At 71.2% G+C, this 19812-nt stretch carries 16 protein-coding genes; 8 read left to right on the forward strand and 8 right to left on the reverse strand.

The window, feature by feature from the left end; genetic code table 11:
* Window positions 1-30 precede the first annotated feature (30 nt).
* Complete coding sequence (gene rox / locus AB0F15_RS35105) at window positions 31-1512, reverse strand: rifampin monooxygenase (RefSeq protein ID WP_360280079.1); 1482 nt, start codon at window positions 1510-1512, stop codon at window positions 31-33.
* Between the two features lie 193 nt (window positions 1513-1705).
* Window positions 1706-2605 carry a LysR substrate-binding domain-containing protein gene (locus tag AB0F15_RS35110; RefSeq protein ID WP_360280082.1) on the reverse strand — a complete coding sequence of 300 codons (900 nt, stop codon included), beginning with the start codon at window positions 2603-2605 and terminating at the stop codon, window positions 1706-1708.
* Window positions 2606-2781: 176 nt separating this feature from the next.
* On the opposite strand from AB0F15_RS35110, the gene AB0F15_RS35115 reads away from it, so the two are divergent.
* Both AB0F15_RS35115 and AB0F15_RS35120 read left to right on the forward strand, forming a co-directional pair.
* Window positions 2782-3414, forward strand: a complete 633-nt coding sequence (locus AB0F15_RS35115; protein ID WP_360280085.1) for an NAD(P)-binding domain-containing protein — start codon at window positions 2782-2784, stop codon at window positions 3412-3414.
* A gap of 50 nt (window positions 3415-3464) precedes the next feature.
* A complete protein-coding gene (locus AB0F15_RS35120; RefSeq protein ID WP_360280088.1) occupies window positions 3465-4400 on the forward strand; it encodes an SDR family oxidoreductase in 936 nt (311 codons plus the stop codon).
* A 166-nt stretch (window positions 4401-4566) separates the two neighbouring features.
* Here the strand turns inward: AB0F15_RS35120 and AB0F15_RS35125 are convergent, their stop codons facing one another.
* Complete coding sequence (locus tag AB0F15_RS35125; RefSeq protein WP_360280163.1) at window positions 4567-5664, reverse strand: C40 family peptidase; 1098 nt, start codon at window positions 5662-5664, stop codon at window positions 4567-4569.
* A 56-nt stretch (window positions 5665-5720) separates the two neighbouring features.
* Window positions 5721-6683, reverse strand: coding sequence for a nucleoside hydrolase (locus tag AB0F15_RS35130; protein ID WP_360280090.1), 963 nt, complete (start codon window positions 6681-6683; stop codon window positions 5721-5723).
* A 52-nt stretch (window positions 6684-6735) separates the two neighbouring features.
* Here AB0F15_RS35130 and AB0F15_RS35135 point away from each other — a divergent pair, with 52 nt between their 5' ends.
* Both AB0F15_RS35135 and AB0F15_RS35140 read left to right on the forward strand, forming a co-directional pair.
* On the forward strand, window positions 6736-7491 hold the full coding sequence (locus AB0F15_RS35135; RefSeq protein ID WP_360280093.1) for an acyltransferase: 756 nt from the start codon (window positions 6736-6738) through the stop codon (window positions 7489-7491).
* Window positions 7492-7535: 44 nt separating this feature from the next.
* Window positions 7536-7916, forward strand: coding sequence for a hypothetical protein (locus AB0F15_RS35140; RefSeq protein WP_360280096.1), 381 nt, complete (start codon window positions 7536-7538; stop codon window positions 7914-7916).
* Window positions 7917-8010: 94 nt separating this feature from the next.
* Here AB0F15_RS35140 and AB0F15_RS35145 read toward each other — a convergent pair whose 3' ends face one another.
* Together AB0F15_RS35145 and ilvA are read right to left on the reverse strand one after the other, a co-directional pair.
* The gene (locus tag AB0F15_RS35145) at window positions 8011-8580 is read right to left on the reverse strand and encodes an NADAR family protein (RefSeq protein WP_360280098.1); all 570 of its coding nucleotides are present in this window, start codon (window positions 8578-8580) and stop codon (window positions 8011-8013) included.
* 20 nt (window positions 8581-8600) lie between these two features.
* Window positions 8601-9857 (reverse strand): threonine ammonia-lyase IlvA, encoded by a 1257-nt coding sequence (gene ilvA / locus AB0F15_RS35150; protein ID WP_360280101.1) that lies wholly within the window; start codon window positions 9855-9857, stop codon window positions 8601-8603.
* A 363-nt stretch (window positions 9858-10220) separates the two neighbouring features.
* Between ilvA and AB0F15_RS35155 the strand changes: the two genes are divergently transcribed.
* Together AB0F15_RS35155 and AB0F15_RS35160 are read left to right on the forward strand one after the other, a co-directional pair.
* Window positions 10221-10346 (forward strand): sigma factor-like helix-turn-helix DNA-binding protein, encoded by a 126-nt coding sequence (locus AB0F15_RS35155; protein WP_360280104.1) that lies wholly within the window; start codon window positions 10221-10223, stop codon window positions 10344-10346.
* A gap of 411 nt (window positions 10347-10757) precedes the next feature.
* Entirely contained in the window at window positions 10758-11327 is a 570-nt protein-coding gene (locus AB0F15_RS35160; RefSeq protein ID WP_360280107.1) for a hypothetical protein, read from the forward strand.
* Here the strand turns inward: AB0F15_RS35160 and AB0F15_RS35165 are convergent, their stop codons facing one another.
* A complete protein-coding gene (locus AB0F15_RS35165; protein ID WP_360280109.1) occupies window positions 11328-12752 on the reverse strand; it encodes a short-chain fatty acyl-CoA regulator family protein in 1425 nt (474 codons plus the stop codon).
* 228 nt (window positions 12753-12980) lie between these two features.
* Between AB0F15_RS35165 and aceA the strand changes: the two genes are divergently transcribed.
* Together aceA and aceB are read left to right on the forward strand one after the other, a co-directional pair.
* Window positions 12981-14261 (forward strand): isocitrate lyase, encoded by a 1281-nt coding sequence (aceA, locus tag AB0F15_RS35170; RefSeq protein ID WP_360280112.1) that lies wholly within the window; start codon window positions 12981-12983, stop codon window positions 14259-14261.
* 93 nt (window positions 14262-14354) lie between these two features.
* Window positions 14355-15962 carry a malate synthase A gene (gene aceB / locus AB0F15_RS35175; protein ID WP_360280114.1) on the forward strand — a complete coding sequence of 536 codons (1608 nt, stop codon included), beginning with the start codon at window positions 14355-14357 and terminating at the stop codon, window positions 15960-15962.
* A 121-nt stretch (window positions 15963-16083) separates the two neighbouring features.
* Here the strand turns inward: aceB and AB0F15_RS35180 are convergent, their stop codons facing one another.
* Window positions 16084-19692 carry a S8 family serine peptidase gene (locus AB0F15_RS35180; protein WP_360280117.1) on the reverse strand — a complete coding sequence of 1203 codons (3609 nt, stop codon included), beginning with the start codon at window positions 19690-19692 and terminating at the stop codon, window positions 16084-16086.
* Window positions 19693-19812 lie beyond the last annotated feature (120 nt).

Raw genomic sequence — 19812 nt, forward strand, 5'->3', positions numbered from 1 at the left:
CTAGCGGTCCCGGAAAGGTCAGCCGGTTCGTCAGCCGGTGGGCCGGCCGAACCAGCGGGAAAGGTGGTCGTCCAGATCCCGCTGATCGTCGCCGATCCAGGCGACGTGGCCGTCGGGGCGGAGCAGGACGCACGGAACATCCAGCGCCGCGGTGGAATCCGGGAGGTGGTCGACCCGGTCGGACCAGGCGCCGGCGGTCAGGCGTTCGGTGCGGTCCAGCAGCAGACCGCGGCCACGGTGCAGCAGATCGTAGAGGTGGCCCCGTTTCACCTCGACGTCGCGCAGGCGGCGGCCGAGCAGGTCGGGACCCTCGCCGAAGTCGTAGCGGATGTCGATCGCCGTGATCTTCTCGATGAGGTAGCGGTTCACTTCCTCGAAGTCCATCAGTTCGGTGAGCAGCCTGCGCACGGCCTGCGGACCCGGTTCGGGGGACAGCAGTTCCATCTGGGCACGGGTGTTGTCCAGCACGCCTTCGGCGATCGGATGACGTTCGGCGTGGTAGGTGTCCAGCAGCGGTTCGGGCGCCCAGCCGCGGATCTGCGCGGCCAGTTTCCAGCCGAGGTTGAACGCGTCCTGCACGCCCAGGTTGAGGCCCTGTCCGCCGGTCGGCGGATGGATGTGAGCCGCGTCGCCGGCCAGCAGCACCCGCCCGGCCCGATAGTGCTCGACCAGCCGGGTGGCGTCCCCGAAGCGGGACAACCAGCGCGGGGAGTGCACGCCGAAATCGGTGCCGGCGATGGCACGCAGCCGGTGTCGGAAATCCTCGAGGGTAGGCGGTTCCGCGCGATCGCGGACTCCTTCGGCGGGGACGACGACGCTGTAGACTCCGCCGCCGAAAGGCCTGAGCCAGAACGGCTTGTGGGTTTTTTGGACTTCGGTCACCTTGGCGGTGATCTCCTCCTGCGGCGCCCCCGCTTCCATCTCGCCCATCAGCGTCTCGGTCCGCGAGGGCTCGCCGGGGAAGCCGACGCCGAGCAGTTTGCGCACCGTGCTGCGCGCGCCGTCACAGCCGACCAGATAGCGCGCACGCAGCTGTTCCCCGCCGGCCAGCTCGACGGTCACCCCGGCGTCGTCCTGCGCGAAGCCGGTCACCGTGGCACCGCGCCGGACGTGCGCGCCCAGTTCGATCGCCCGTTCTTCGAGCAGGCGCTCGATGACCGGCTGCGGAATGCCCAGCAGGTAGGCGTGCGCGGAATCCAGGCCCGGGGGCGCGGGTTTGCCGATGGCGGCGAAGAAACCACCGGCCGGACGCTGTCTTCCGTGTCCGAGAATGCGATCCAGCAGTCCGCGCATGGCCATCAGTTCGATGCTGCGGATGTGCAGACCGACGATGCGGACGAACGACTTGGGCTCGGTTTCCTTTTCCAGGACGAGCACCCGTACGTCGTGCAGCCGCAGTTCGGCCGCCAGCATCGCGCCGGTCGGCCCGCAGCCGGCGATGATCACGTCGAACACGGGGAGACCGCCGGAATCGTCCGGCGACGGCTCGGCGGTGAACTGGGGAAGGTCCATCGGTGGTGCCTTTCGGGAGTGCCTGGTGGTCGAGGCGCTCCCGGCGACACCTACGTCAGTCGCCGGCCGTGACGGCAAGGGGGAGCACCCACGTCGATACAGCGTTCATGGGTCTCACCTCCTCGGGCGGTGTCACGGTCCGCTGCAACCTACAAGTCCGGGCATCGCCCGTCCAGCTCTTTCCGGCCCCGGCTCAGCGGCCGTCCAGGAAAGCCGCACTCGGATCGTTGACCCCGCATTCCGCCGTGATCTCGGCCGTCGCCAGCGCCGCGGTGAAGAAGTCGTCGGCCAGCGGCGAGGTGCGCGATGCCGCCATCGCGAAGCACACCTGGTCGTGCGCGAGTTCCGGGATGGGTACGTAGCTGATGTCCGGACGCGAGTGGAACACGGTCTCCGACCGCGCCACGAACGAGATGCCCCGGCCGGCCGCGACGTGCTCGAGCGTCTCCTCCACTCCGCGCACCCGGAGTCCGGAGTCGGGGTACGGGCGCCGGGTGGGCCGCGTGCTCGGGTCGGCGTGCCAGACCAGCGGCTCACCGGTCAGGTCGGCCTCGGTGACCTCATCCTTGCCTGCCAACCGGTGTCCTGCGGGCAGCACCACCATGAGCGGCTCGGCGAAGAGCGGAGTCACGCGCAGGCCGGCCTCGTCGATCGGCAGCCGCACGTAGCCGACGTCGACGCGGCCGTCGAGCAGCATCGCGGCCTGGTCGTCCCATTCCATCCGCTGCACGTCCACGACCACGTCCGGGTGCCGGGCCTCGAACGCCTGCATCGCCGGGATGACCGGAATGCCGGTCCGGAAGCCGACCACCAGCCGCCGGCTGCCGCGCGCGGCCACGGTCACCCGGCGCTGGACCGCGTGCGCGGAGGCCAGCAGCGGACCGGCGTCGGTCAGCAGTTGCCGGCCCGCGTCGGTCAGCGTCACGCCGTGGCGATTCCTGGTGAACAGCGAGGCGCCGAGATCCTGCTCCAGCGCGCGGATCTGGCGGCTGAGCGCCGGCTGCGCGATGTGCAGCTCATCGGCGGCGCGGCCGAAGTGCAACCGGTCGGCCACGGCGACGAAGTAGCGCAGTTTGCGCAGGTCCAGATCCATGGCGCCTCCCGGCCTGGTGATGCCTCCAAGGTATCACCACGGTTGAAAGAGGTCTTGGACACGCGCTCGGGCCGATGGCATCGTCAATGGGGAACCGAGCGAATTCGGATCGAGAATTCGGTATCGGAATTGCGCCGTCCACGGCGTCCTATCCCGCTTCGGAAAGCAGAAACATCATGAGCAACATCAGCGTTATCGGCCTGGGCAAAATGGCCGCCGCTCTGGCCGGCCGGGCACTCGCCGGCGGCAACGCCGTCGAGATCATCGGCCGCGACCAGGTCAAGGCCAAGGAATTGGCCGCCACGCTCGGCGGCGCCACAGTGGGGACAGCCGGCGCCGCGCCGGCCGGGGACATCGTCGTCCTCGCCGTGCCGTACGGCAGCGCGGCGGCGGTGGTCAGCGAGTACGGGGACGCACTGAGCGGCAAGGTCGTCATCGACATCACCAACCCCGTCACCCCCGGCTTCACGGGGTTCGTCACCCCCGAGGGCAGTTCCGGCGCGCAGGAAATCGCCAAGGCCGCCCCCGCCGGCGCGCACGTCGTCAAGGCGTTCAACACCCTGTTCTCCCACGTTCTGGCGGCCGGGCCGGCCGAGGGGCGCACGATCGACGTGTTCATCGCCGGCGACGACGCGCAGGCCAAGGCCCGTGTGTCGGCGTTCGTCGAGAGCCTGGGACTGCGCCCGCTGGACACCGGGCCGCTGGCCATGGCGCGGGCGGTGGAGAACGTCGCCCTGCTGCAGCTGGGTCTCGTCGCCCACTCCGTCAAGCACACCAATTTCTCTCTCGGCGTCAACGTTCTCGGCTGAGTGCACCCGCACCACCATTTCTCGCCACACCATTCACAAGGAGCAGTAGCGTGCGCGTTTTCGTCACTGGCGGGACCGGCCATTCCGGTTCGTACATCGTCCCCGAACTGATCGCCGCCGGGCACGAGGTCACCGGCCTGGCCCGATCGGACACGGCTGCGGCGGCGTTGTCCGCGCTCGGCGCGAAGGTGCTGCGCGGCGACCTCGAGGACCTCGACGGGCTCAAGGAGGCGGCCGCGGACTCCGACGGTGTCGTCCACGTCGCGCAGAGGCAGGACCTGCTTTTCTCCGGGGGGATAGCCGCCGTGGCCGCCGCGGAGGTCCCGATCATGCTCGCGTACGGCGAGGCGCTGGCGGGAACCGGAAAGCCGCTGGTCGTGGCGGGGAGCATCGGCTCGCCGGGGAACCTGGGCCGGCCGGCCACCGAGGACGACCCGGCCCTTCCCGGCGGCGATGAGCACAAGGGCACCCTGCGGGTGCGCAACGTCGTGGAAACCACCGTGATCGGCCTCTCCGAGCGGGGAGTGCGATCTTCGGTCGTGCGGTTCGCCAACATCGCGCACAGCACGACCGACCGTGCCGGCTTCCTCGTGCAGCTGATCGCCCTCGCGAAGGAAAAGGGCTTCGCCGGCTACCCCGGAGACGGTGCGAACGTATGGAACGCCGTGCACGTCCGCGACATCGCCTCGTTGTTCCGCTTGGCGCTGGAGAAGGCGCCGGCCGGCAGGTACTGGCACGCGGTCGCGGACGGGGCCATCCCGCTGCGCGAGATCGCCGAGGCCATCGGCAGCCGTCTGGGCCTGCCCGCCGTGAGCGTTCCCGCGGACGAACTGATGGTGCCGGGTTACTTCGGCTTCCTCGCGAACATCGTCACGCAGAGCTACCCGGCGTCCAACCACCTCACCCGCCGGACCCTCGGGTGGGAACCCGCTCAGCCCGGCCTGCTCGCCGATCTGGACAACGGCCACTACTTCCCCGCCGGCTGACGACGGGGAACCGACGAAGACTCCGTCCACGGCGTCGGCAACTGGTGAACGCCGCCGGTGCCCGGCGCACCGGACCTTCGAGCCCGTCCCACCCCGACAGCCGGGTCCGCGCCGCGGACCCGGCTCGGTGTGTCACCCGGGCCGGCCGACGTTCGTGGTCAGCGCACTAGCTCGTCGGGCGGCCCGCTCCGGCGTAGTCGTCGCCGTCCCTGCGGTACGAGTGGACCTGCACCGCCTGGCCGGTCTGGGGTGCGTCGATCATCTGCTGGTTGCCGATGTAGAGACCGACGTGGTGGATCTTCGTCGCCGGCTCGCCGTAGAAGATCAGGTCGCCCAGCTGCGGGTCGGTCACGTGCGGCACGCTGCGGAACTGCGTGTCGGCCGTGCGCATCAGCCTGATCCCGGCGCTGCCGTACGCCGCCGTCGTCAGGCCAGAGCAGTCGAAGCCCGGGTCGTTGCCGCCGGTGCCGTTGCCGCCCCAGATGTAGGGCAGGCCGATCTTGTCGATCGCGAAGTTCACCGCGCTCAGCACCGCCGGGTTCGGCGGCGCTGAGCCCTGGCCGACCGTGCCGTAGACGTTGACCGTGGCCAGCGTCCGGTGCAGGAACAGCGGCGCCGGCTGCAGCGTGCCGACCGAGTTCCACCACCCCTGGCCCTGCGACAGGTCGTGGCCGTCGGCGCACAGGGCGCGGCCCGTGGTCAGGGCGGCGTCGTCGATATTCTGGACATCGGGCTTCGCGCCCGACGCGCTCGCCTGGTACCTGCCCCAGATCGCCGGGGACAGCTGCATCGGCCCGGCAGCGTTCGCCGTCGAGACGACCTTGTTGTAGAAGTCGCGCACCTCGATCGTGCCGAGCGGCTTGTCCAGCACGCCGGTGGTCCCCAGCTGCCCGCCCCGCGCCCGGCCGTGGTCGGTGGTCACTTTTCCGACCGCGGCCAGCGTCACCCACGACAGGTGGCACCCGGGGACGTCCTTGCTCAGTTTCGTCGTCGCCTTCGCGTAGCCGACCATCGCGCGCAGCGGGACGTCGAGCCACTGGCTGGTCTTGGACGCCCAGGCGTCGAACTCGCTCGCTTCGGGCACCTTCGGCGGCGCCGAGGTCTGGGGCGGAGCCGTCGTCGGCGGCTTGGGCGCCGACGGCTTGGCCGTCGAGGGCGGCGTCACCGTCGCGGCGGCGTTCGTCGTCTCCTGCTGCTTCGGCGCGAGCAGGATGCCGCTCACCAGGGCGCCCGCGACGACGACCACCGCCGCGATCACGACCACGGGCTTCCGGCGGCGGACCTGCGGCGTGTCGTCCGGGACGACCTCGGGTGCCTCGCTCACCGCGCGGCCCCGATGAGCCGGTCGAGGACGAAGCCGCGCAGGCCGTCGAGGTCGGTGTCCAGCGCGACCTCGATCGGGCGGCCGGGCGTGAACTGCGGATCGTCCTCGCCGAGCCGTCGCCGGTCGACCAGCGTCTGGCCGCGCGCCGGGCCGAGGCCGCAGTCGACGTCGACCCGGTAGGTCTCGGTGCGCAGGGTGCCCGGCGAAATGGCCTCGGCGACCGCGACGGCGTCGTGCATGACCATCCGGTCCTCGCCGAACACGCGCGTGTAGTGCTGCCGGTAGGTCGAGGTGAGCCCTTCGAGGGTGGCGCCGACCGCCCCCGACGCCGCCAGCTTGGCCAGCCACTCGGCGTCGACGGCGCAGCGGTGCGTGAGGTCCAGCGGCACCAGCACGATCGGGACGTCCTCCTCGACCAGCACCCGGCGGGCCGCCTCGGGGTCGCTCCAGATGTTGAACTCGGCGGCGGTCGTGCTGTTGCCGAACGTCACCCCGCCACCCATGATCACCAGCCGCGCGATCTTCGCCGCCGCCCCCGGGTGGGCGGCGAGCAGCGCGGCGATGTTCGTCAGCGGCCCGATCGGGGCGATGGTCACCGGTTCGTCGGACGCTTCGAGCAGGTCGAGCATCAGCCGGACGGCGTCCCGTTCCTCCAGCGGACGGCTCGCCTCGGGCAGCGTGTAGGAGTGGCCGGACAGGCCGTCGCCGCCGTGGACCTCTTTCGCGTCACGCGGCTTGGAGTAGACCAGCGGCCGCGCCGCCCCGGCAGCCACCGGCACGTCGGTGCGGCCGAACAGCTCCAGCAGCCGCCGCGCGTTCGACGTGGTGCGCTCCAGCGGGACGTTGCCGAAAACCGACGTCACACCCAGCAGGTCGACGTCCGGGGACAATGCCGCCAGCGCGATCGCCAGCGCGTCGTCGACGCCCGGGTCGGTGTCGATGATCAGCTTCGTGCCCATCCAGCTCCCCTTGCCTGCGAACCCGTCCCGCACACAGGTTACGGTCACGGGCATGACGTCGATGTGGGGTGCGCCTGCGCTGTCGCGGGTGCGGGCCTGGCGCCGCGCCCGCCGCGATCCGCGGCAGGCGAAGTTCCTGACCGCCGACTCGCTGCGCTGGGTGCTGCGCAACCGCGCGTACACGCCCTGGTACCTGGTCCGGTACTACCGGCTGCTCAAGTTCCGGCTCGCCAACCCGCACATCATCCTGCGGGGGATGCTCTTCCTCGGGAAGGACGTCGAGATCCACTGCCGTCCCGGGTACGGGCGGCTGGAGATCGGCCGCTGGGTCCACATCGGCGACGGCAACGCCATCCGCTGCCACGAGGGCTCGTTGCGCATCGGCGACAAGTCCGTGTTCGGCCGCCAGAACGTGATCAACTGCTACCTCGACATCGAGCTCGGCGCGGCCACGCTGGTCGCCGACTGGGTGTACATCTGTGACTTCGATCACGTCATTTCGGACATCCACGTGCCGATCAAGGACCAGGGCATCGTGAAGTCCCCGGTGCGGATCGGCCCGGACACCTGGCTCGGCACCAAGGTCAGCGTCCTGAAGGGCACCCGCATCGGCCGCGGCTGCGTGCTCGGCGCGCACGCGGTGGTCCGTGGTGACATTCCGGACTACTCGATCGCGGTCGGCGCGCCGGCCCGAGTCGTCCGCAACCGCGAAGACGACTACGCGGCCGACACCGCGCGGCGCGAGGCTGTCGCGGACATGGCCCGCAAGGCGAACAAGGCCCTGCAGAAGACTCTCGGCGAGCAGTAGGACTACTCAGGCCCGCGTGGTCGTTTTTCGGCCACAGTGGTCGCATGGGTGAGTGCCGCGAGGTCGCCGTGTCCGCACTGCTGGCGGTGGGGGCGGTGGTGTGGCTGATCGTCGTCCCGCTGATGTTCGCCCAAGGCGCGTTGACGGCCTTCGGCATCGGGCTGGGACCCGGCAATCCCGCCGCGGCGAGCTCGACGTTCACGTGGGCGAGCTGGCTCGGCGCGGGCATCCCGGTCGTGGGCGTGGTCGTTTCGGCGACCACGCGGCGCCGGGGCTGGACTCGGTTCTACGGGCTCGGCCTCGTCCTGGTCGCCGCGGTGGCGGCGCTCCGGTGGGTCCGGACCCACCCCGCTCCGCCGCCGCCACCGGAGCCGCGCCACTGCGTCGAGCGCAGCGGCGGCGACAACGAATGCCCGGGCGGCTGATCCGGGGGCGACCGGCGGTTCGTCGCTGCCCTGCGCTGCGCCGACGCCGTGGTCACTTTCTTCGACACGGGCCGGACGACGTCGGCGCCGTGAGTCAGATGCGGGCCCGCAGCTGCTCGCGGACCTCCATCAGTGCGAAGCCGAGCAGGTTCAGCCCGCGCCAGTAGTCCGGTTTGGTCGCGTTCTTCTCCTCGCGCGCGAGGCCGGTGCCCCAGACGAGGTCCTTCTTGGACGCCTCGACGAGCACGGCGTCCCCGGTGCCGAGCAGGAACCGGCGCAGGTCGCGGTGGGCTCCGAACTTGGCCAGGTTCCCGTCGACGACGATGTCGAACCGGTGCCGCTCCCAGGTGGCGGCGTCGAAGCCGGCGACCTCGCGGCCGAGCACCTTGGCCGCCTTCGGGTCGGGCGTGGTCCGGATCAGCTCGGCCTTCTCGTGGTCGCCGAACAGCTCGGCCTTGCCGGCCATCATGTAGTGCTCGGCGGTCGGGTAGAGCACGCCGCCGGCCTCGAACGGGTCGACCCACCACTGGCTCAGGCAGCTCGCCGTCACCCGCCCGGACTTCGAGGGCGTGTGCCCGTAGAACATCAGGTACTCGGGCTCCGCACCCTCGTGGACCTTTTCGCGCAACGCCTCGACACTGCGGACCCCGTCGACCTTCACCATCCTCTTAGTGGACCACGCCCTCAGAGCAGGAAGTGGAACAGGGGGCTGCCCGGCGCGATCCGCTCGACCTGCAGCGGGCTCGCGTCCATCCGGGCGAGCAGTCCCGGCAGGTCCGATGACCGGGCGATTTCCACGCCGACCAGCGCCGGGCCCATCTCGCGGTTGGTGCGCTTCACGTACTCGAAGCGGGTGATGTCGTCCTCGGGGCCGAGGACCTGCTCGAGGAACCGCCGCAGCGCGCCCGGCTCTTGCGGAAATCCGACCAGGAAGTAGTGCTTCAGCCCTTCGTGCATCAGCGACCGTTCGAGGATCTCGCTGTAGCGGCTGACGTCGTTGTTGCCGCCGGAGACCACGACGACGACGGTCTGGCCGGGTTCGACGTCGACGACCGTGCCGAGCGCGGCCGCGGCGAGCGCGCCGGCGGGTTCGGCGATGATGCCGTCGGACTGGTACATCGCCAGCATCTCGGTGCACACCGCGCCCTCGGCGACCGCGGTCAGCTCGGCACCGCTCTCGCGGATCAGCGGGTAGGTGACCGCGCCGGCCTCACGCACGGCGGCGCCGTCGACGAACGAATCAAGCTCGGGCAGCCGCACCGGCTGCCCGGCGGCCAGCGCCGCCGCCATGCAGGCCGCGCCCGCGGGCTCGACGCCGACGATCCGCACTTCCGGGTGCCGTTCGCGCAACCAGCTTCCGACACCGGCGAGGAGGCCGCCGCCGCCGACCGGCACGACCACGACGTCGGGGACGAAGCCGAGCTGCTCGACGACCTCACGCGCGACCGTGCCCTGGCCGGCGACGGTGCGGACGTCGTCGAACGCGGGGACCAGGGTCGCGCCGGTGCGCTGGGCGTCCTCGTTGGCCGCGGCGAAGGCGTCTTCGTACGTTTCTCCGACAACGATGACCTCGATGTGCGCGCCGCCCAGGGCCGCGATGCGTTCGCGCTTCTGCCGCGGCGTGGTGCCGGGGACGAACACGCGGCCGTCGGCGCCGAGCCGCCGGCACGCGTACGCGACGCCCTGGGCGTGGTTGCCGGCGCTGGCGCAGACGACACCGCGCGCGCGTACGTCCTCGTCAAGCTGGACGATGAAGTTGTAAGCGCCGCGGATCTTGTACGACCGGACGGTCTGCAGATCTTCGCGCTTCACCCAGACCTGCGCGTCCACCCGGGACGAGAGCCGGGCGCTCGGCTCCAGCGGCGTCCGGGTCACCACCCCGGCCAGCCGCTCGGCGGCCTTTTCGATGGTCGCCGCGGTCACCGTGTCGATGTCATGCACCCCGCTGAATCTACGACTCGCGCGTGCCGGGCCACCGCTCGGGCCTCGGGGGCGCATCAAAGGGGTGTCGAACAAGAGGGGGGACGCCGATGGACGTCGGATTCACCGAGTACGTGACCACGCGGGCGGCTTGGCCGCGGGCCTCCCGCGCCGGCAACCTGGACGGCTACGCGCGGCGCACGCTGGTCAACACGTTCCTGGCCGAACAGCGGACGTCCTGGTGGCGGCGAGTGGATTTGCGCCAAAACGACCAGGACCCATCCGCGCCGGGCGCGGACGTCGAAATAGCGCTGGACCTGCGGGCCGCTGGAACGGCTGCCTCCCCGGCAGCGCGCGACCGTCGTCCTGCGCTACTTCTGCGACTTGCCGGTCGCGGAGACGGCGCGGGCGCTGGGCTGTTCCGAAGGCACCGTCAAGAGCCAGACCGCGAAGGCCGTGGACGCCCTCCGCGAGCTGCTGCGCGAACCGATCCGGGAGGGACGACCATGACCGACCACGAGCTGGCCACCAAGCTGAAGGAACTGGCCGACACACCCGCCCCGCCGCCCCGGATCGACCTCGACGGCGCGCGCCGGCTCGGGGGACGCCGTCGTCGCGCGCGGACCACGGCGCTGTTCGTCGGCTGTGCCGCGGTGGTGACGGCCGGGGGGCTGACGGCGGTGTCGGCGATGCGGCCCACGCCTCCGATCGCGCCGGCGGTCGTCCTGCCCAAGCCGCCGCCCGTCGCACCGGCGCCCACCGGCAACCCGCTGGTGGCGAAGGCGAGCTTCGGCTGGCTGCCGGAGCCCGTCCAGGGCGTCGAGTACGGCGCCGGCGGCCACGGCGGCTACGCGCTGGCCATCGGCCGCGGCGACCGGGCGCCGATGATCTGGCTCGCCGTGTACGACCAGGAACCGCCGTTTGGACCGCAGGCACGACATGGGCGGGCGGGCGGTGCGCGTCCCGGTCCGGGTCGGCGACCGCGACGGCTACTGGGTCACGGCCGATGCCCGGGACCCGCTGAACCACGGCAACAGCTACCTGCGCTGGCCGACCGCGGACGGCCGCTGGGCCGAGCTGAACGCGTACTACCTCGCCCTTCCCGACTTGCAGCAGGTCTTGCTGCGCGTGGCCGGGGAGGTGACGTTCGCGAACCGCGCGGTGCCCTTGCCGCTGCACATCTCGAGTTTGCCCGCGGCGTTCCGCGTCGCCGACATCGAGCTGTGGCGCCGCCCCGACCAGGACGGCGTCCCGTGGCGGGCGGTGCTCCAGTACTCGTCGAACGGCGCGCTGGCGACGATCACCGTCACTCCGCCGGGTGGCCGCGCGGACGGCCTCGGCAAGCCCGTGTGCACGACGCAGAACGGGCTGCGGGCGTGCGTCGCGATCGACAAGCCCCAGGCCGCGGGCATCACCGCCAAGGAACTGCTGAGCAGGATCACGGTGCTCGGCCCGGACGAGACGAAGTGGACCACGCACGTGGTCGGGTGATCAGCCCTTCGGCACCGCCGGGTACGGGACGAAGGTGCTGGTGTTCTCGTCCACGGTGAGCTGCTTGCCGATGGTCGGGAACGCGCGCTGCGTGCACGCCGGGCGTTCGCAGACTTTGCAGCCCATGCCGATGGGGGTCGCGGCGGCCGGCTCGTCCAGGTCCAGGCCGGTCGAGTAGACGAGCCGGCCGGCGTGGCGCAGTTCGCAGCCGAGGCCGACGGTGAAGGTCTTGCCCGGGCTGCCGTAGCCGCCGATGTTGCGCGACACCGTGCGCGCGACCCAGAAGTAGCTCTTGCCGTCGGGCAGGGTCGCGATCTGGGTGAGGATCTTGCCCGGCTGGGTGAACGCCTCGTAGATGTTCCACAGGGGACAGGCCCCGCCGACGCGGGAGAAGTGGAACCCGGCCGCGGACTGCCGCTTCGACATGTTCCCGGCCCGGTCGACCCGCACGAAGGAGAACGGCACCCCGCGCTGCTTGGGCCGTTGCAGCGTGGACAGCCGGTGGCAGGCCGTCTCGAAGCCGACGCCGTAGTGGTCGCACAGCCGCTCGATGTCGTAGCGGAACCGCTCGGCCGAGGCGAGGAACGGTCCGTAGGGGAGGATCAGCGCCCCCGCGAAGTAGTTCGCCAACCCGACCCGGGCCAGCGACCGCGCGGCCGGGCCGGAGAACGCCCACGAGTCGGCCAGTTCGGTGATGAGGTCGTCGTACTCGAGCAGCGCGATCTGCGAAGCCATCCGGAACGCCTGCTGCCCGACCCGCAGGCTCGGCGCCAGCCGCAGCACCCGCGTCATCGGCTCGTAGCGGTGCTGCTGGCCGGCGGCTTCGTCGATGCCTTGGCTGGTCACTTCGACGCCGTAGCGCTGGGAAAGGCGTTCCTTCAGCGCGCCGAGGACCTGCCCGCGCTGCAGGGGGATGTCCGCGGCCATCTTCTCGGCGCGTTCGTCCAGTTCCGCGACATAGTTCTCGCGCTCGTAGAAGAAGTCGCGGACCTCCTCGTGCGGCAGCGGCGCGGCGGCGCTGCCGTGCAGGCCCAGGCCGTTTTCCGTGGTCAGCGCGGCGGTGTTCTCGACGGCGTTGCGGTAGCTGCGGTGCAGCTTGACCAGCGCCTGGGCGATCGCCGGCAGGTTCGTGGCCAGCTCGTTGAGCTCGCCGGTGGTGACGTCGATGCCGAGGGCCTCGTCGAGCAGCGCTTCCTTGACGTCGGCGACCAGCCGGGACGTGTCGTTGTTGGCGAAGAACTCGGTGTCGACGCCGAACGCCTGGGTGATCCGCAGCAGCACCGGCACGGTCAGCGGGCGCGAGTTGTGCTCGATCTGGTTGAGGTAGCTGGGTGAGATCTCCAGCACACGGGCGAGGTCGGCCTGGCTCATCGAGCGGCTTTCCCGGAGGTGCCGCAGCCGCGCGCCGGCGAAAGTCTTCTCCATTCGTGCCCTCCTTCCGGAAGGTTTCCGGTCCTGAACGGTTACGTGAACGGTCAAGAACGCGGATTTTCGTTCTGTTGCAAATCGGCCGATTCGCAACCTTTGCAAAGAGCGTACGGACCCTTCGCACAAATTGGCAAATTGGCCAACTGGACCTCGTTTTGCCTGGCGTGTCAGGGTCAGGCCAAGCAAGGCGAGCAATCGCAAACTTCGCAACACCGGGAGAGTCCGATGACGGAACAGGCCAAGCAGGCGGCCGCGGAGCTGGCGGCACAGTGGGCGAGCGACCCCCGCTGGGCGGGCGTGCAGCGCTCCTACTCGGCTGAGGACGTCGTCAAGCTGCGCGGCAGCGTGGTCGAGGAGCACACCCTGGCCCGCCGCGGCGCGGAGAAGCTGTGGGACCTGCTGCACACCGAGGACTACGTCCACGCGCTCGGCGCGCTCACCGGCAACCAGGCCGTCCAGCAGGTCCGGGCGGGCCTGCAGGCGATCTACCTGTCCGGCTGGCAGGTCGCGGCCGACGCCAACCTCTCCGGCCAGACCTACCCGGACCAGAGCCTCTACCCGGCCAACTCGGTGCCGGCCGTGGTCCGCCGCATCAACAACGCGCTGGGCCGCGCCGACCAGATCAGCTGGGCGGAAGGCAACTCCGACATCGACTGGTACGCCCCGATCGTGGCCGACGCCGAGGCCGGCTTCGGTGGCCCGCTCAACGCGTTCGAGCTGATGAAGGGCATGATCGCCGCCGGCGCCGCGGGCGTGCACTGGGAGGACCAGCTCGCGTCCGAGAAGAAGTGTGGTCACCTCGGCGGCAAGGTCCTGATCCCGACCAAGCAGCACGAGCGCACCCTGAACGCCGCCCGTCTGGCGTCCGACGTGCTGAACGTGCCGACGCTGGTCGTCGCCCGCACCGACGCCCAGGCCGCGACGCTGCTGACCAGCGACGTCGACGAGCGGGACCGGCAGTTCCTCACCGGCGGCCGCACCGCCGAGGGCTTCTACGAGGTCACCAACGGCATCCAGCCGTGCATCGAGCGCGGCCTGGCCTACGCCCAGTACGCCGACCTGCTCTGGATGGAGACCTCCGAGCCGGACCTCGAGGTGGCGCGCAAGTACGCCGAGGCCATCAAGGCGAAGTTCCCGGACCAGATGCTGGCCTACAACTGCTCGCCGTCGTTCAACTGGAAGAAGCACCTGGACGACGCGACGATCGCGAAGTTCCAGCGCGAGCTCGGCCACATGGGCTACAAGTTCCAGTTCATCACGCTGGCCGGCTTCCACGCGCTGAACTACTCGATGTTCGACCTGGCGCACGGCTACGCCCGCGAGGGCATGACCGCCTACGTCGACCTGCAGGAGCGCGAGTTCGCTTCGGAGAGCCGCGGCTACACCGCCACCAAGCACCAGCGCGAGGTCGGCACCGGCTACTTCGACAACGTCGCGACGGCGCTGAACCCGGAGAGCTCGACCACCGCGCTCAAGGGCTCCACCGAAGAAGCCCAGTTCCACTGATCCCGGCCGCGGCCTGACGGCGCACCCCCCTCCGCCGTCAGGCCGCGTCCTTCCCCCTTCTTCCTTCCTCGCCCACAGCTCGCGGAGGCACCCATGGTTGATCGGCTGAACTACCGCATCGAGGTCACCGGGCCCGTCGAGGGCCGGTTCGCGGAGATCCTGACCCCGGCGGCCCTCGACTTCCTGGCCAAGCTGGACAACACGTTCGCCGGCCGCCGGCGCGAGCTGCTCGACGCCCGCCGCGTGCGGCGCGAGGAACTGCAGTCCGGCGAGAAGCCGCTCGGCTTCCTGCCGGAGACCCGGTCGATCCGCGACGACGAGTCGTGGCACGTCGCCCCGACCGCGCCGGGCCTCGAGGACCGCCGCGTCGAGATCACCGGCCCGACCGACCGCAAGATGACGGTCAACGCGCTGAACTCCGGCGCGAAGGTCTGGCTGGCGGACTTCGAGGACGCGACGTCGCCGACGTGGCACAACGTCATCGACGGCCAGCTCAACCTCCACGACGCCATCCGCCGCAACATCGACTTCACTACTGAGGCCGGCAAGCACTACACGATCGGCGACGACCCGGCGACGATCGTCGCGCGCCCGCGTGGCTGGCACCTGGTGGAGAAGCACATCCGCATCGACGGCCGCCCGGTGTCGGCGAGCCTGGTCGACTTCGGCCTGTACTTCTTCCACAACGCGCGCCAGCTGGTCGCCCGCGGCGTCGGCCCGTACTTCTACCTGCCGAAGCTGGAGAACCACCTCGAAGCGCGTCTGTGGAACGACGTCTTCCTGCTGGCGCAGCGCGAGCTGGGCATCCCGCGCGGCACCATCCGCGCGACCGTGCTGATCGAGACGATCACCGCCGCGTTCGAGATGGACGAAATCCTTTACGAACTGCGCGAGCACGCCGCCGGCCTCAACGCCGGGCGCTGGGACTACATCTTCAGCATGATCAAGAACTTCGCCGCGCACGGCGCCGACTTCGTGCTGCCGGACCGCGCGCAGGTGACGATGACCGTGCCGTTCATGCGGGCCTACACCGAGCTGCTCGTGCAGACCTGCCACAAGCGCCGCGCACACGCCATCGGCGGGATGGCCGCGTTCATCCCGAGCAAGGACCCGGAGATCAACGCGACGGCGCTCGAAAAGGTCCGCGCCGACAAGGAACGCGAGGCGGGCGACGGTTTCGACGGCTCGTGGGTGGCGCACCCCGGCCTGGTCCCGGTCTGCCGCGAAGTCTTCGACGGCGTGCTCGGCGGCTGGCCCAACCAGCTCGGCAAGCTCCGCGAAGACGTCCACGTCACCGCGGAGGACCTGCTCGACGTGGCCAGCGCCGGCGGCGAGGTCACCGAGGCGGGGGTGCGCGCGAACATCAACGTCGCGCTGCGCTACGTCGACGCGTGGCTGCGCGGCACCGGCGCGGCGGCGATCCACCACCTGATGGAGGACGCCGCCACCGCCGAGATCGCGCGCTGCCAGATCTGGCAGTGGATCCGCAACGGCACGAAGCTCGAGGACGGCACGGCGCTGACCCGCGAGCTGGCGGTCGAGTACCTGGACGACGAGCTGGCGTCGGTGCGGGCGGACCTCGGCGACGGAAACCGCCTCGACGACGCGTACGAGATCTTCACCGAAACCGCGCTGGGCGAGAAGCTGCCGAGCTTCCTCACCACGGGTGCCTACGCGCGGTACCTCACGGACGCCCGGTAGCAGGGGCCCCGGTCGCCCCTACCTGACGAGGGGCGGCCGGATCCACACTGATTGGGATGGTGTGGGTCCGGACCGGTCCGGTGACGGCGGCTCCCCGTCACCGGACCGGTTCGTTTCCGCGTCAGCCGATCGCGTACGCCCGGATCACCGTCTGCCGCACGGTGTTCCCGTTGTCGTCCGACGCGCTCGCCCGCAGCGAGACGAAACCGCTCTTCGGATTCCGCACCGCGACGGTCCAGTGGTCCCCGGTCCGCAGGGTGACCGCGGGCTGCCAGGTGCGTCCGTCGTCCGTGGACGTCTCGACGGCCGGCTTCGTCCCGGCCCCGCCGCCTTGCCGCTCGACGAACGCCGGGAACGTGAAGACCCGGCCGCCCGGTGCGCGGTTGCGGAGGTCGACCGCCGGGTCGAACCGCACGGTGAGCAGCGGCAGGGCCTGGCCGTCCGCGGCGGCCGACGAGCGGAAGCCCCACTCCGCCGACACGTCCGTCGACAGTGGCCACCAGTCGGTGTGCCGGTGGACGTCCGCGGTGAGCCGGTAGGCGCCGTCGGCGGCCGGCACCGGGATCGTGGCCCAGCCCGGCCCTTCCGGGGGCACGGGAATCGCGACGCCGTCCTTCGAGAGGCTCACCGAACCGGTGTCCCCGGCGGCCGGCTCGGGCGTGCGCGGCCGTCCGGCGGCGTCGCCGAAGAGCGGCAGCCGCATGTCGAAGACGCCGTCCTTGCGCCACGCCCACGGCCGCGGCTGCTCGCCGGAGTGGGTCACGGTCAGCCCGCGCAACGTCGGGCCGGCCACGGCCTTGTTCCACGCGAGCTGGTGCTTGCTGCCCGCGGCGAGGTCGAGCTTTTCCGTCAGCTCCCTGAAGTAACTGGCGGTCCACACCGTTTCCCACCGGCCGGGGGAGTAGTACTCGGTACGTTCCTGCTGGTCGGCCACGGGTTCGGTGTAGCCGTAGCCGGCCATCCGGCCGAAGAACTCGTACCCGGCGACGTAACGGATGGTCGAGGGGACGTTGTCGTAGTAGGCGGTACGCACCTCGGCGAGGTCACGCGTCTTCGGCCGCTGCACGCGGGCGGCCGTCACGGCCCGCTCGACGCCGTCGGTGAGTTCGTAGCGGAAATTCGGCGACGGACGGCTGACCACCGTCGCCGACGCGCCGCCCTTCTTCGCCAGTTCCGCCAGACGCTGTCCGGTCACCGCCCTCCCGCTCCAGATCGTCGGCATGGTCAGTGCCGGGATGCTGCCGCCGAACACCGTGGCCGCGGCCACGTCGCCGGCCATGGAGACCAGGCCGAGCTTCGCCCCCGCGTGCTCGACGTTCGCGAGCCGCTGGTACGCCTCGGTGATCTGCGTGCCCATGGGTAACTCGATGACCACGAGCTTGCCGTGGGCGTCGATCCCGGCCAGGTCCTCCGGGGTGCCGGCCCCACCGGACACGATCGGCAGCGTGCTGCGGCCGGCCGGCGCGGCGGACTCCAGCCACATGCCCCGGACCGCGAACGGCTTCCCGTCGTCCGCGGTCAGCTCCAGGTCCGGCTCGGTGGCCCGGCGCTGCTGGCTGAAGGCGAAGGCGGCTGACGAGGTCCCCGGCACCGTCGCGGCGAAGGCCTCGTGGAAGCGGGGGTCGAGGTCGGTGAGGTCCGCGAAGACGCAGGTGCAGGCCGTGATCCGGCTGAGCAGCTCAACGTGGTGAGTGCCGCCGCGCGCCGCTGGGTTGTCCGGCTCCAGTGACATCGGCTTGCCGTCGCGCGCGTCGAAATTCTGCGTGACGTCGTGGTCGAGCACCAGTTCCGGCAGGCTGACGAAGCTGAACGACGGCTCCTGACCGGGCCGCGGCGTCTCGATGACGCTGTGCACGGCGTACCGCCCGCGCGGCAGCCGGTAGGTGCCCGGTCCGGCGTCGGTGAACGAGCCGGTGTCGAGATCGATGATCGCCACCGGCGGGTAGCCGGTCGGCGTCCACGGCTTGCCGTCGCGGTCGACCAGGCCGATGGTCAGGTCGTACATCTCCCCCTCCTGCCGGACCGACAGCGCGGTCCGGGTGCTGACGCCGTCACCGCGCGCGGTGAGGATGCCGCCGTGGGTGCCCGGCGCGCCGTCCTGGGCGGTGAAGGTGAGTTCCACCGGGGTGCTGCCGCCTGCGGGCACCGTCACGGCCGCCGGGAAGGTGACCAGGCTCCCGAGGTCACTGGCGAGCGTCAGCGTCACCGGCGTGGCGCCGGAGTTGTACCAGGTGACCGTCGCTTTCTTGGTCGTCCCGTGGTTGGGCCAGGGGAGGTACGCCGAAGCGGCGCCGGTCGCGGTGACCGCCGTGGTCGTCGCGCGGGCGACGTCGACGCGGCCGGTGCCGACCGCGGCGGGTCCGGCGTCGATGGGAGTGGCGCTGCTGGTCAGCGCCGCTTTGAGCCGCTCCGCCGGCCAATCGGCGTGCTGCTGGGCCAGGATCGCCGCCGAGCCCGCGACGTGCGGCGTCGCCATCGACGTGCCGTTCAGCGTCTGGTAGCCGTCGCCGACGGGGTCGCCCAACGGCGGGACCCCGGCCGGGCGCGCCGCGGTGATCGATTCGCCGGGGGCCGCGACGTCCGGCTTGGCCGCGCCGTCGCCGGGCCGGGGGCCGCGGCTGGAGAACGCGCTCAGGACGTCCTTTTTGGACACACTGGCCACGGCGAGCGCCGCGTCGGCCGCCGCCGGGCTCTCGACGGTCTCATCCTGGCCCGAGTTGCCCGCGGCGACGACGAACAGCGCGCCGTAGTCGTGGGTCAGGCTGTTCACGGCTTCGGACACCGGATCGGTCCCGTCCGACGGGCTGCTGCCGAGGCTCATGTTCACCACCCGGGCGTGCGCCTCGGTCACCGCCCACTGCATGCCGGCCAGGACGGTGTCGAAGGTGCCGTGGCCGGAGTCGTCGAGGACCTTGCCGACGGCCAGGGTCGCGTCGGGCGCCACCCCGCGGTACTTCCCGCCCGACGCCGCGCCGGAGCCGGCGATCGTCGAGGCCACGTGCGTGCCGTGCCCGTAGCCGTCCTCGACGCTGCCCTTGCCAGTGAAGTCCTTGCCGGGGCCCACGCGGCCGGCGAAGTCCGGGTGGGCGGCGGCGATGCCGGTGTCGAGCACCGCGACGGTCACGCCGCGGCCGGTGAGGCCCGCCTGCCACGCCGCGGGTGCGCCGATCTGCGGCACGCTCTGGTCGAGGCTCGCGTGCACCTTCGCGTTCAGCCACACCTTCGCGGTGCCCGCCGCGAGTGTGGCCGGTTCCGTGGCGAGCCGGTTCCAGAACGCCGCGGCGCCGGACTTGGGTTCGTCGAGTGCCGTGTAGCCGAGCGCGGACGGCCGGGCGGCCACGCCGGTCCGCGCGGCGACCGCCGGGCCCGCCTGCCGGACCAGCAGCGGCACGTGGGGCGTGCGGGCGTCGTCGTAGCCCTGGCGCAGCAGGCCGGTGACGTTGAACAGCTGCTCGTCGAGCCGCCCGGCCCGGACCAGCCCGGCGGCGTCGCCGGGCAAGACGTAGCTGTCGCCGTGCCGGGTGTACTGCCGGAACGGCACGGGACGGTCCCGGCGGGCGGGCAGCACCCGCACGTCCGCGCCGCCGACCAGTACCTGGTCGCCGGTGATCAGGGTGATCCGGCTCGGCGTCACCGCCGGTCCGTCCGCCGGAGCAGCCGTCGCGGCGGGTGCGGTGAGCACGCCCGCGGCCAAGGTCACCGCGATGACCGCGGTGATCGGTTTTCTCATGGAATGGTTCCTCACTGTCGGGTCCCCCGGTTCGTAGAACGGGTTCCGCGCGGCGGCGGGTTGCCCGGATTTCGATCTCCGGGCAACCCCCGCGCCCGCGGCCCCCGTTCGACAGGGTGT

The sequence above is a fragment of the Amycolatopsis sp. NPDC026612 genome (assembly GCF_040638285.1).
Taxonomy (GTDB): domain Bacteria; phylum Actinomycetota; class Actinomycetes; order Mycobacteriales; family Pseudonocardiaceae; genus Amycolatopsis.

Excerpts from the sequence above, each read along its gene's own strand:
- AB0F15_RS35145 (WP_360280098.1), bottom strand. The coding sequence starts at position 8,580 with ATGGTGAAGGTCGACGGGGTCCGCAGTGTCGAGGCGTTGCGCGAAAAG.
- AB0F15_RS35165 (WP_360280109.1), bottom strand. The coding sequence starts at position 12,752 with ATGGAGAAGACTTTCGCCGGCGCGCGGCTGCGGCACCTCCGGGAAAGC.
- AB0F15_RS35180 (WP_360280117.1), bottom strand. The coding sequence starts at position 19,692 with ATGAGAAAACCGATCACCGCGGTCATCGCGGTGACCTTGGCCGCGGGC.
- AB0F15_RS35140 (WP_360280096.1), top strand. The coding sequence starts at position 7,536 with ATGGGTGAGTGCCGCGAGGTCGCCGTGTCCGCACTGCTGGCGGTGGGG.
- AB0F15_RS35135 (WP_360280093.1), top strand. The coding sequence starts at position 6,736 with ATGACGTCGATGTGGGGTGCGCCTGCGCTGTCGCGGGTGCGGGCCTGG.
- AB0F15_RS35110 (WP_360280082.1), bottom strand. The coding sequence starts at position 2,605 with ATGGATCTGGACCTGCGCAAACTGCGCTACTTCGTCGCCGTGGCCGAC.
- rox (WP_360280079.1), bottom strand. The coding sequence starts at position 1,512 with ATGGACCTTCCCCAGTTCACCGCCGAGCCGTCGCCGGACGATTCCGGC.
- AB0F15_RS35115 (WP_360280085.1), top strand. The coding sequence starts at position 2,782 with ATGAGCAACATCAGCGTTATCGGCCTGGGCAAAATGGCCGCCGCTCTG.
- aceA (WP_360280112.1), top strand. The coding sequence starts at position 12,981 with ATGACGGAACAGGCCAAGCAGGCGGCCGCGGAGCTGGCGGCACAGTGG.
- aceB (WP_360280114.1), top strand. The coding sequence starts at position 14,355 with ATGGTTGATCGGCTGAACTACCGCATCGAGGTCACCGGGCCCGTCGAG.
- AB0F15_RS35130 (WP_360280090.1), bottom strand. The coding sequence starts at position 6,683 with ATGGGCACGAAGCTGATCATCGACACCGACCCGGGCGTCGACGACGCG.